At 67.6% G+C, this 10,828-nt stretch carries 13 protein-coding genes and 3 pseudogenes; 10 read left to right on the top strand and 6 right to left on the bottom strand.

All coding sequences use genetic code 11. The features are described 5' to 3' along the window. The 5 genes and pseudogenes from ACGFZW_RS37955 to ACGFZW_RS37935 all read left to right on the top strand — a co-directional run. Positions 1-182: pseudogene (locus tag ACGFZW_RS37955) on the top strand (IS5/IS1182 family transposase); the annotation flags it as partial. Between the two features lie 330 nt (positions 183-512). Next, positions 513-863 (top strand): hypothetical protein, encoded by a 351-nt coding sequence (locus ACGFZW_RS37950; RefSeq protein ID WP_393897893.1) that lies wholly within the window; start codon positions 513-515, stop codon positions 861-863. Positions 864-935: 72 nt separating this feature from the next. Continuing rightward, positions 936-2,099, top strand: a complete 1,164-nt coding sequence (locus tag ACGFZW_RS37945) for an ADP-ribosylglycohydrolase family protein (protein ID WP_393897892.1) — start codon at positions 936-938, stop codon at positions 2,097-2,099. A gap of 331 nt (positions 2,100-2,430) precedes the next feature. Further along, positions 2,431-2,688, top strand: coding sequence for a hypothetical protein (locus tag ACGFZW_RS37940; protein ID WP_393897872.1), 258 nt, complete (start codon positions 2,431-2,433; stop codon positions 2,686-2,688). 8 nt (positions 2,689-2,696) lie between these two features. Continuing rightward, the gene (locus ACGFZW_RS37935) at positions 2,697-3,065 is read left to right on the top strand and encodes a hypothetical protein (RefSeq protein WP_393897897.1); all 369 of its coding nucleotides are present in this window, start codon (positions 2,697-2,699) and stop codon (positions 3,063-3,065) included. Between the two features lie 655 nt (positions 3,066-3,720). Here the strand turns inward: ACGFZW_RS37935 and ACGFZW_RS37930 are convergent. The 3 genes and pseudogenes from ACGFZW_RS37930 to ACGFZW_RS37920 form a co-directional block, all read right to left on the bottom strand. Next, a pseudogene (locus ACGFZW_RS37930) lies at positions 3,721-4,050 on the bottom strand (Ku protein); the annotation flags it as partial. A gap of 166 nt (positions 4,051-4,216) precedes the next feature. Next, a complete protein-coding gene (locus ACGFZW_RS37925) occupies positions 4,217-5,554 on the bottom strand; it encodes an MFS transporter (protein ID WP_393897891.1) in 1,338 nt (445 codons plus the stop codon). Beyond that, complete coding sequence (locus tag ACGFZW_RS37920; RefSeq protein WP_393897890.1) at positions 5,551-6,210, bottom strand: ArsR/SmtB family transcription factor; 660 nt, start codon at positions 6,208-6,210, stop codon at positions 5,551-5,553. Before ACGFZW_RS37920 ends, ACGFZW_RS37925 begins: the two co-directional genes overlap by 4 nt. A 672-nt stretch (positions 6,211-6,882) precedes the next feature. Here ACGFZW_RS37920 and ACGFZW_RS37915 point away from each other — a divergent pair. From ACGFZW_RS37915 to ACGFZW_RS37905, 3 genes are read left to right on the top strand one after another with little or no spacing between them, the layout of a single operon-like run. Beyond that, complete coding sequence (locus tag ACGFZW_RS37915) at positions 6,883-7,347, top strand: hypothetical protein (RefSeq protein ID WP_393897889.1); 465 nt, start codon at positions 6,883-6,885, stop codon at positions 7,345-7,347. Next, entirely contained in the window at positions 7,348-7,674 is a 327-nt protein-coding gene (locus ACGFZW_RS37910) for a hypothetical protein (RefSeq protein WP_393897898.1), read from the top strand. Beyond that, positions 7,656-7,949, top strand: a complete 294-nt coding sequence (locus ACGFZW_RS37905) for a GNAT family N-acetyltransferase (protein ID WP_393897896.1) — start codon at positions 7,656-7,658, stop codon at positions 7,947-7,949. The genes ACGFZW_RS37910 and ACGFZW_RS37905 overlap by 19 nt, the downstream gene beginning before the upstream one ends. Before the next feature lie 75 nt (positions 7,950-8,024). Here the strand turns inward: ACGFZW_RS37905 and ACGFZW_RS37900 are convergent. Then, positions 8,025-8,191 (bottom strand): annotated as a pseudogene (locus tag ACGFZW_RS37900) (IS5/IS1182 family transposase); the annotation flags it as partial. A 134-nt stretch (positions 8,192-8,325) separates the two neighbouring features. Between ACGFZW_RS37900 and ACGFZW_RS37895 the strand changes: the two are divergent. Together ACGFZW_RS37895 and ACGFZW_RS37890 are read left to right on the top strand one after the other, a co-directional pair. After that, positions 8,326-8,535: a hypothetical protein gene (locus tag ACGFZW_RS37895; RefSeq protein WP_393897888.1), complete on the top strand. Its 210-nt coding sequence runs from the start codon at positions 8,326-8,328 to the stop codon at positions 8,533-8,535. A 312-nt stretch (positions 8,536-8,847) separates the two neighbouring features. Next, on the top strand, positions 8,848-9,384 hold the full coding sequence (locus ACGFZW_RS37890; RefSeq protein WP_393897887.1) for a restriction endonuclease: 537 nt from the start codon (positions 8,848-8,850) through the stop codon (positions 9,382-9,384). A 190-nt stretch (positions 9,385-9,574) separates the two neighbouring features. Here ACGFZW_RS37890 and ACGFZW_RS37885 read toward each other — a convergent pair whose 3' ends face one another. Both ACGFZW_RS37885 and ACGFZW_RS37880 read right to left on the bottom strand, forming a co-directional pair. Further along, positions 9,575-9,946 carry an RNaseH domain-containing protein gene (locus ACGFZW_RS37885; RefSeq protein WP_393897895.1) on the bottom strand — a complete coding sequence of 124 codons (372 nt, stop codon included), beginning with the start codon at positions 9,944-9,946 and terminating at the stop codon, positions 9,575-9,577. Between the two features lie 507 nt (positions 9,947-10,453). After that, entirely contained in the window at positions 10,454-10,810 is a 357-nt protein-coding gene (locus ACGFZW_RS37880; RefSeq protein ID WP_393897886.1) for a nucleotide pyrophosphohydrolase, read from the bottom strand. Positions 10,811-10,828 lie beyond the last annotated feature (18 nt).

Raw genomic sequence — 10,828 nt, 5'->3', positions numbered from 1 at the left:
GCAGCCGGGGCGGCAGGCCACCCGCCTTCGACCGTGAGACCTACAAACAGCGCAACACCGTCGAGCGGTGCATCAACCGCTTGAAGCAATGGCGCAGAATCGCCACCCGCTACGAGAAGACCGCAACCATCTACCTGGCCGGACTGCACATTGCAGGCATCTTCCTTTGGTCCGCTCGGTGATCCAAACGAAACGACCTAGGGCATGGCACTGACAGTGGGGCCGACGCACCGGCTGAGTAAGGTGAGCGATCACGGGAGCAGCCGGAGTGGAGGGCGTGGTAGCGCCATGCTGGAGCCAGGACTGGGGACGCCGGATCCGTTCGTCTCGATGCCCGCGCCGAGTGTGAAAGGGCGTCTCTTCGGCGGCTCTTCTTCTTTCTGGCGCTCCTCTGCGCCGGCTTCTCGCTGTACAACTCGACGCACGCAGCGGGCCTCGTCGGTCGTCACGGCACGCTCACGGTCGAGCGCTGCTGGATCGACCACGGAAGCCGTCACCACAGCGACAAGACGGTGTGCGCCGGCACCTTCCGCGCAGATGACGGAACGACCGTCGATCACGAGGCGACCATCACGGCAGACCGCGAACGGGGCGACCGCATCCCCGTCCAGCAGACCGTGAGCGGCTACCTCGCCACCGGCTTCGGCGAGATCTGGCGCTGGTGCGCGCTGTTCTTCCTCGGCTGGATCGTCGCCGCGCTGGGGATCCCGTTCGCCGCGACCGGCATCATGCCGAGCAGGGGACAGGCCGTGGCCGTGGGCCGGTTGATCGCCGGAACCCGCGCGAGTGCCTGGATGAAGCGGCTGGTCCTGGGCGGCGCCGGTGGTGCGGCGCTGAGCCTCTACCTGGCCTGGATCTTCTGAGCCGGAAGGCTCCGACCACGCGACCGATCAACGCAATGACCATGAGCACAACCATCAAGTGAGGGAACCGGCTTGAACAGTCAGTCGTGGGGCGACATCGTCGCCCGCCGTGCCCGTGTCCGTGGCTGTCTTCTGGGCGGGGCGATAGGCGACGCCCTGGGATACCCGATCGAGTTCCAGCCGCTGGCCTCGATCCGCAACGGCTACGGGCCGTCCGGGGTCACCGGCTTCCTGCCGGTCGGCGGCGTCGTCCTCGGCCAGGTCTCCGATGACACCCAGATGACCCTCTTCACCGCGGAAGGCCTCATCCGCGCCTACGCCCGCTACGGCCCCGCCACCGACAACGGCATCAGCTCCGCCGGGCCCGTCCTCGTGCGGAACGCCTATCTGCGCTGGCTCGACACCCAGAACCACCCCGCGCCCCCGCCGCAGGCCGAACTCGCCCACGACCGCACCGGCTGGCTGCGCCAGCAGACCTGGCTCTACGCCCGTCGTGCCCCCGGCAACGCCTGCGTCTCCGGCCTCCGCTACGAGCACATCCCCGACACGCTCGGCGAGCTCGGAGCGCCGGGGCCGGTCAATCCCGACTCCAAGGGCTGCGGCACGGTCATGCGCTCGGCTCCCTTCGGCCTCACCGGCATGCCCGTTCGCCGAGCCTTCGAATTCGCCGCCCGCTGCGCCCAGATCACCCATGGCCATCCCACCGGCTACTACGCGGCCGGTGCCTTCGCCGCCATGATCGGACACCTACTGGACGGCGACTCCCTCGAAGGCGCCGTGCTGCGCTCGATGGAACTCCTCGCCCGCTATCCCGGCCACGAGGAGACGACGGCCGCCCTCCGCAAGGCGGTCGACCTGGCTGCCGACGGCACAGCGACCCCCGAGAAGGTCGAAACCCTCGGCGGAGGCTGGATCGCCGAGGAGGCCCTGGCCATCGCCGTCTACTGTGCCCTCGCCCGCCCCGCCGACCCGGCACCCCGGCGCACGCGCGTTGAGTCAGCCTTCCTGCTCTCCGTCAACCACTCCGGTGACAGCGACTCCACGGGATCCATCTGCGGCAACCTCCTCGGCGCCCACCACGGCGACCTCGTCCTCCCCCCGTCCTGGCTCACCGCCGTCGAGGGCCGTGGCACGATCACCGAGCTGGCCGACGACTTCTCGGCGGCGTTCCACCCCCTCACCCACCAGCCGTACAACGAGTCGTTCTTCGCCCCCGGGCGCTACCCGAGGAGCTGACGCCGCTCGGCCACGGGCGCCCACCCGGCACCGTACGTCAGTGCCAGGGCATGTTGCCCCGGGCCCGGCGGACGTGGGACGTGGGACGAGCCTCTAACGGGTTGGAGGCGGCGGCCGGGCCAGCCTGGCACTTGCCAGGTCAGGCGCTTGCGGGGCACTGGTCCGGCTCCTGGCATGAAGCTGACGCGACATGATCTTGCTCGACGTACCGCCGACGCGCGTCGTAGGTCCAGCCCAGCTGTACGGAGAGGCGAAGAAGAGCTTCCTCGACCTCGACTGGGTGGGTACGGGTACGTACCCGTACCCTGTGGGGGTGGGAAGGAGTACGACGATGTCTGATGCCAATGTCCGTATCCCCGAGGAAGCGAAGGACCGGCTTGCCGCGATCGCGGCCGCCGAGGGCCTATCGCTGCGCGCCTATCTGGCGCGCCTGGCCGAGACCCTGCTCACCCCGGCCGAGCGCGCCGAGCGCGCGGAGCAGGCTCTCGCCGCACTGAAGGCGTGGAACGGTTACGCCCCCACCGCGGCCCAGCAGCAGGACCTGGACAGTGAGCTCGACCGGCGTCTTGCGCAGGTGACCGGCCGGTGAGGGACGCCATGCACATTGTCCTGGACGACACTGCGATGACTGCGGCCGGCCAGGGCAACGTCCTCGCCTCCCGTCTGATCCACCGGGCTCACGCAGAGCCCGGCTGGTACCTCTACGCCCCGGCGTGCGCGCTCGTCGAAGCCGACCGTGCCAGGCCCGGCACCGCCGAGCACCTCGCCGCGCTGCCCGGCATCACCGTCCTGGACCTGGACCTGCCCGCCGCCCTGGCCGTGGCGCAGCAGGAGACATGGGCCGCGGCCCACAGTCAGTACGCGGCCCAGCCCACTGCGGACCGCCCCGACGGGGCGATCGTCGCCACCACCGCGCCGAAGCGCTGGGATGGCGAGCCCGTCCGCGTGCTGGACCTCAACGCCTGACCACGACCCACGGTGCGACCCCACCGGCTTCGGTGGGGGTATGGGGTCCCTCGTGGGGTGAGTGCTTGTGTCAGACAAGACCGATACCGGGAGCGTCGTCCGAGGGTGGGCAGCCCTCCCGAGACCGTGCGCAAACTGACCGACCGTTCCCGGTCGTCGACCTTCCGGGGGTGGGCCCGTGCGGCTTCCGCGCGCTGCGTGCGTTCCGCCTCGCGTGCCCGCACGGCATCGGCATGCCTCTGCTCGTGGACCTTTTCGTGTCGGCTGAGCGCATCCAGCATCAGGTCGGCGCACCGGGCTGCTGCTCCCGGCGAGCGGGAGCCTTCGACCACAAGGCCTCGGCTCTTGTTGCGGGTGAGCACGAGCTGTCCCGCTGGGTACGGAGGCTCCGGAATGTCAACGCGGAAGCCCTCACCGGCGCGCAGCGCAGCCACGACGGATTCGAGCCCGCCCACGCTCCTGGGTACCGTCACCTCGGTCGCCTCCCACTTCGTGTGACGGAACAACGAGGCGGCGAGGAGCTGTTCGCCCTCACAGCGGTAGTAGATGGTGATCGTCGGCCAAGGACGTCGTGTCATGCGATACCCCCTGTACCCAATCTCCTACAGGCACAGGGGCGTTGGAAGGGGTATGCGCGAGGCGTCCGCAGGGCCGGCTACCGGCGGGAGTGGCGGGCCTCTTCGACGCTCTGCTCCAGCGCGGCGAGAAGGTCGACGGATAGCTGCGGCGCCGGCAATTCCGGCACCTGCCCTCCCTCGACCTTGGCGGTCACCAGCTGTTCCAGCGCGTGCCCGTACTCGTCCTCCAGCTGCTGCATCTCGATGCCGGTGAGCTCGGACAGAAGCAGCTCGGCGAGCTGCAGTTCCTGGTCGCTGACAGGCACCGACGGGCCCAGGTCACCTGCCTCACGTACTTCATCGGCCCACAGGAGCGTCTGCAGCACGATGACACCGCGCCGAGGGCGGAGCACCGCCAGTCGTTCACGCTGCCTTCTCTGAACTGAGACTGCTGCATGTCACACGGCAGGCAACGATGCTGCGGGGCTTATCACCGCGGTTAGCCGCGACCAGTGCCACCACAAGCGAGCGTGTTGTTGGCCCCCCCCGCCGGGCTCAGATGCCGGCACTGGGCTGTATGACACTCCCTGATTGTCACAGCCGAGGGGCTGTATCTCGCTCATCCTGTGGCGATATCACGGCCGGGTGATGTGCTCGGCCGTTACCGCGCTGACGGTCCATCTCGCGCCATTCGGGGCGTAGTGCAGTCAGGGTCGTGGTGAGGAAGTATGCGGCCCCACCTGCCACGAGCGTTGGCGCGAGACCGACGGCGGCCATGGCCGTTCCGGCCAGCAGACCGCCGAGCGGAATGCCCGCCCATGCCAGCGAATCGCTCAGGGCGTTCACCCGGCCGAGCAGCTGACGCGGTATCCGCTCGAAGGAGACCGCTCCCAGGATCGGGTTGAGGAAACCCGACCCGAACCCGCTCACGGCGAACACGGCAAGTAATGCCCACAGCGGTGCGTCCGCGGCCAAGACCAGGAACCTCGGTGCCCCGGCCAGCAGAAAGCCGATGAAAAACACCACTCGGCGCCGCATCCGGTGCGCAACCCCAGCGGCGATCAAGCTCCCGGTGACCGCTGCAATCCCTCCCGCGCTGCCCAGCAGGCCGATCCCCGCGGGCCCGTTGCCCGACTCGCTGGCCCAGACAGGCAGGAGCACGGTAGTGAACGCCGCGTCCAGCAGATTGGTGATGCCAACCATGACAATGACGGTGAGCAGCAGCGGCTCGCCGCGCAGGAAACGCAAGCCCTCACCGAAACGCCGCCAGTAGCCGACATCCTCCCCCGCCGGGGCGGTAGCCCGTGCCGGCGCGTGTCCCATGCCGCGCGGCAACGCCAGGGCGATGACGACCGAACCCAGTACGAAGCAAGCCCCGTTGACGGCCAGCCCCGTCATCGGGCCGAGAAGTGCCACCAGCGTGCCGCCCGCGGCCGGGCTGACGGTGACGGCAAGCCGTTCGACCACGCCGGAGAGGCCGGTGGCTCGTTCCAGCGGCAGCCGGCCGCGCTCGGCCGCCTCGGGAACCATGACGTGCTTGGCCAGGTCGCCCGGACCGCGGGCCGCACCGACCACTGCGACCAGGACCAGCAGCAGTGGGAAGGAGAGCAGGCCCAGGGCATGTAGCAAGGGGACCGCACCAACGGCGGCCGCGCTGACCAGGTCGGTGCGCCAGGACACGGAGCGGGGCCCGGCCCGGTCCACCAACGGCCCGGTGAGCGCCTTCACCGCCACATAGGGAGCCATTTCGCAGAAGGCCACCAGCCCGGTCTGAACCGCACTGCCGGTCGTGATGAGAACGAACCATGGCAGTGCGATCGCTGAAACACGGGTGCCCGCCAGGGACACCGCCATCGCCGTGAGCACCCCGGCCAGCGGCCGCAGGCTCCGCTGCTCCGGTAAGCCGTCAGTCGCCTGGGACCGATTCTTCACGATGCCCCCGTCCCGGCCCCGCCCTGAATCGCCGAGCGCCCCGGCAACGCTCCGGACCTGTCCAACTCGGGCACGACGTGCGTGATCAGTACGATTCGCTCGGCGCCCTCCGGGGCCTGGGCCGCCTCCTGCGGCGAATCCCGCCGGTAGCGAGCGATCACTGCCGTCAGTTCCTCACTCAGGGCCGTTGCCTCCTCGGCGGTGAGCCGCAGAGGCCAGTCGCTCATGTCGAAGATCTCTCGCCAGACACGGGGCATCGTGTGGAACTCATTCAAGGCGCGCTGGGTGTGCAGGGTGTACGCGGCGGCGACGGACTGCAGATAGGCGAGCGTGGCCTCCGGCTCCTGCTCCACCAGATCGGAGTCGTTGAGCCAAGTCGTCTGGTGTACCGCATGCCACCAGCGTTCCCGTGCGTTCCCGCGTTCCCTGTCCTCTGCGACGAAGCCCGCCGCGGCGAGCTGGCGTAGGTGATAGCTGGCGGTGCCGGAATTCACGCCCAGCCGTTCGGCGAGACGCGTCGCCGTCGACGGACCGTGCTTGCGCAACAACCCCACCAGCCGCACTCGCACTGGATGCGCCAGAGCCCGCAAACCTTTGGCGTCCAGGACCACTGCGTCAGGGCCCGGAGCGTTCAGCTCCTCGCTTAAGTCAGTCATGCCGCGACCCTAGACCGCAAACAATCCTTCGCAAAGATGTCTTCGCGAAGAATTCTTTGCGGTTTCGGGAAACGATCACTGGGCGCGCGGGAAACGGTCTCCAGGCCCTCAAGTCCCCGCTGGCCAGCCAGGCTCGTGAACACCCCAATTGAGGCAACGCATCTGACGGCCCTGTGGCTGCGGTGGGCGGAGGGCTCGGGAGCTCACGTCGGTGCCCGTGGAAGAGGGCTCGTCCGATGTGGTCCAGGCCGGGAAGGAAAGGTCACGGAACGTCGGCGGTGTGATCGATCGAGAGCGACAGCTGGTTCGGTGCTGATCGCATTAACGCCCGCGCCAAGAGCCCGTTGGCCGAAATGTGTGCCCCCAACGCTTGGACCTGAACCACCGGGAAGGAGGCGGCACCTGGGCGTCACGAACGGACCTCTCCCGGGGGCCCACATCATCGGGAATCGCTTGATGCCTCCCACCCGAATCTGAATCTGTGAACGAGGAGTTGCCCGTACGGCCAATACTACGGCGCAAGACAAAATTGGCCTCCACCCTCCAGGACCGGCCAGCGGACGGGGAATGTGCTTGACACGATCAAGCGAAACAAGGGACGGTCGCTTTCGATCGAACATACGTGCAGATCGGGGGGAATTCTTGTTTCGCCGTACGAGCATCTTCCGCACCTTGACCACAACCGCACTCGCCACGACCGCAACCCTGGGGATCGTCTTCGCCGGGGCAGCCCCGGCACATGCAGCCACGAACTGGACTGTGTACCGGACGCACTTCTCTCCCAACGGGCATGACATCCCGCTGCGCTGGGGCCGTCATGACAACGACGGCAACAAGCCCGTCGGCTTCGGTGTTCACCACATTGACGACCGAGGCCACCGCAAGACGATGCCCTGGAGCCGGTTCGACAGTGACATCCAGGACACCCTCGATAACGCGAACTGTAGGAACCCGGCAGGGGAGAAGTGGGAATGCGTCTCCAAGACCAACGTCAACGCGACGTACGGGAAGATGAAGGTTGTCTACACGCATGCTGACGGCCACACGCCGGACGGCCGTGCCAGCGGCATCATCACCGCCTACTATCTCGGAGGCGGCTGCCTGGCCGCGAACGAGAAGGCCGTGAAGGACTGCTGAATGCCGCTGACCGAGCAGTACGCCGACTATCTCGACGCCTTCCAGACCACTGCCCGGACGCAGATCGAGGCCCTGCTACGAGCAGGCGATCTGGGGGTGCTGAAGACTTGTGGCACCCGCGAGGACGACAGGGGCGTCTGGGCCGATGTGGTGATCGAGGTGCGCGGGGTGGAGAAGCTGTACCAGCGCAGCCTTCTGATCGTCGATGCTTCCGAGCATCCTCCAGAGGATCCAGCTGGTTTCGCTGCGACGTTGTTCTCCACGAACGTCGTGCAGGAGGAGCTGGAGATCCCGCACTTGAAAGAGCGCTGGATTCAAAGCGGATAGCCGCTCGCCCCCCAGAAGCAGCGTCAGGCCCGCAGGAAGGTCCTGCGGGCCCTGGACACTGGGGCACGGTCCATAACCTCCAGACTCATCCCAGGTTCCGCGGCCGTGGTATTGGCTCCGCTCTCATGCAAGAGCTGCGGAAGGCCGCCCGTGACGAGTTGGGGCTTGAACAGCTCCGCCTTGCGGCCCGGGGCGAAGAGGGGCTGGAGGAATTCTACGGCCGCCTCGAATGGCGTGAGGTGGGCCGCTGGCCCGCAGCCCTGCGCTTGGCGTAACGATGACACCTGGGACGAGGTCCTGATGCTCCTCGACCCCCTCTGACCAGCAGCCTAGACGTTTTGCCCTTTCCATCACGTGCGGGCCCAGATGAGGATGGCGGCGAGGTGGAGTGCGGCCCGGTAGGCGATGGCGAGTTTGTCCGTCGTAGGGCGAGACCGCGCCACTGCTTGAGTCGGTTTCTGCATCGCTCGACTGCGTTGCGTTGCTTGAATGACTCGGCGTCGAAAGCTGGCCGTCTGCAGTGGCACCCCTGGTTTCGGCCCGGGGGCTGCTTTCACGTCAACCCGATCCTGTTCGAAGGACACCGAGCTCCCGACGGCGGTACACCAGCAGCAGACCCGCCACCCGGCGGACAACGGAGAGGACCGCCGGATGCTGACCATCAACGTGGCTGTGCTGCTCGCCTTCATCGTCATCCTGCGGTTCCGTCGGCCCGTTCAGCCCCGCACCCGCATCGACCAGGCCTTCGGGATCACGGTGATCCTCGTACTCGGGCTGCTCCTCGCGCCGACCGAGTTCGGACAGAGCATGCTCAGCGCGGTACGTCAGCTGGTGGAGGGCATCGCGCAGGCGAGTCAGTGAGGCGCTGCACAGCAGGGATCGGCGCCTGACACGGACAAGTGGTTGGGCTTAAGGCCAACGACGAGGCACAACCAGCCAACGTCACCGGGCCTGCCCACCTCGAGCACGTCGCCACAGAACACTGAGGGGACCAGACCGTTTTTCCGGGGGAGTCGCATGGTCACACCCGCACGCCGACGCTCGGGCGCCGTCCGACGTCCGAATCGCCGGCCCCGTCCGACGAGGCGGCCCCGCGGCAAATCCGTCCGTCGCCGTGCACGCGAAGCCCAGGCCTTCGCGGCCCTCCTCATCGGGGCCTTCGTCATCGCCGCCGTGAGTGCCTACCCCATCACCAGCACCATCGTCGTCGTCCTGGCAGCCGTTGCGGCTCTGACGATCTACCTCGTCCGCACCGGTCGGCTCCGCCTGCCCGCCGGCCTGGCGGGCGCAGCGGGAGCCGGGCCCGGCAAGGACTTCACTCATACCATCGTCGCCTACCAGAACATGGGCTACACCGAGTTCGAGCACGCCATGGCGGACCTCGCTCGCCGCGATCCCGCTGTCCGCAAGACCGAAGTCTCCGGCGGCAAGAACGACCGCGGTCTCGACGTTCTGGTCCACCTCCACAGCGGCGACCGTTACCTCCTGCAGTGCAAGCGCTGGAAGGGCCGCGTCGGCTCCGAAGAGGTCATGAAGATCAACGGAACCTACCGGGACATCCATAGCTGCGTCGGCGCGGCCATCATCACCACCAGCGCCTTCACTGCAGATGCCGAGCGCACCAACGCCATGCTGCCCAAGGCGCTACGGCTCATTGACGGTCGCGGCCTCGCCCGCTGGGCCTCCGGCGGCCGGCCGCCTTGGGCTTGAGTCGCAGTCGGGAGGGTTGCATGTCGGCCACCGTGTCCTGAGTCCACCGGATCCGCGGTCGCTTCAGACGTCGCAGCGAGGGGGCCGCCGACGGCAACGGATCAGTTCGCTCCGGTAGGGCCACGGGAGGTGGAGCCAAGTGCTCCACCTCCCGCACCTGTCCACGGTGCGGTCGCCTGTGTTCCGTGGCTTATCCCTTTTCCCCTTGGTCCCCGCTCCCGGGCTCTGCGTCGACTGCGTCGCGCCGGTACTGCGGGTGGTCATGGTCCATTTGCCGTGCCGCATGCAGGGGCACTGGGTAGCGGGCGCGGTCGGACCAGAAGAGGGTTTGGTGGCACAGGCGGGCGGTCATGGCCGCCAGCGCTTCACGTGCCCCGTCGGATGGGCCTCCGATGGGGAGGATCTCCGTCGCGGTCATGGCGTAGAAGTTCTGCGGCATCTCGCCTTTGCGGCGCTGGGACCGGTCCTCCGACTGCACGGACTGTTCCGCTTCCCAGCGGGTGCGCTTGGAGCCGAGGCGGCCGGCGCCGTTGCCGTCGTAGGCGCGGGGGACGTTGCACAGCAGCCATACCGGCGTTCCGAAGTCCGTGTCGACTTCGAAGAGCAGCGTCGAGTCCCATGATGTTGCGGTTGGGGTTCCAGTGAAGAAGGGTGCGGATCTCTTCGATGGGGATGTCGAAGCCGCGGGTGCCGGACAGGGCGTACATGTGCTCCCAGGTGCTGCCGGCGTGGTCGGTGCCCCACAGGCGGGTGGCCAGTTCCCGGTTGTGCCACATCAGCGCGATGGTGCCGCCGAAGTAGATGCGTTTGTCGCCGCTGAAGAAGACCCAGTCGCCGGGGCGCATCCGCTTGATTCGGGAGACGTTGACGTCTCTCTTGCCCGGCACGATGCCCCACATCTGGGCTTGGCCGTCGGGGAAGAGGTGCTTGAGCTGGTCGACTGTTGATGCGTCGAGCAGGTCGGCGTGGTCGTCGAAGACTACGGGGCTGACGATTGTGTCCTGGTAGTGCTGGTCGACGTCCTTCTCCGACCGGCGGGCCGGCTGCATCACGATCCGCATGGTGTGGATCATCCCCCCAACTGTGTGTACTTGTCCGCGTTGCCCCGTGCCAGGTGCACCGGGTACTTGCGGCGATTCTTCTCGATCTTGTCGGCCAAAGCCTGTTCGAGGTCGACGTCCAAGACGTCCGCCAGCCTGAGGAGGTAGGCCAGGACGTCCGCCATCTCCTCACGCACGTGCTGGGAACGCTCGCTGTTCTGCATCACTTGGGCGGACTGCTCAGGCGTCAGCCATTGGAAGATCTCCAGCAGCTCACCGCTCTCGCCGGCCAGCGCCATCGCGAGGTTCTTAGGCGTGTGGAACGGCTGCCACTCCCGGTCTGCGGCGAACTCGGCCAGGGCGTGCTGAAGGGACCTCAACGTCATGGCTACAGAAGTATCAGA

The sequence above is a fragment of the Streptomyces sp. NPDC048248 genome, from assembly GCF_043201875.1.
Classification (GTDB): domain Bacteria; phylum Actinomycetota; class Actinomycetes; order Streptomycetales; family Streptomycetaceae; genus Streptomyces.
The sequence above is the reverse complement of the archived record's forward strand: the minus strand, read 5'-3'. Positions and strand labels throughout refer to the sequence as shown.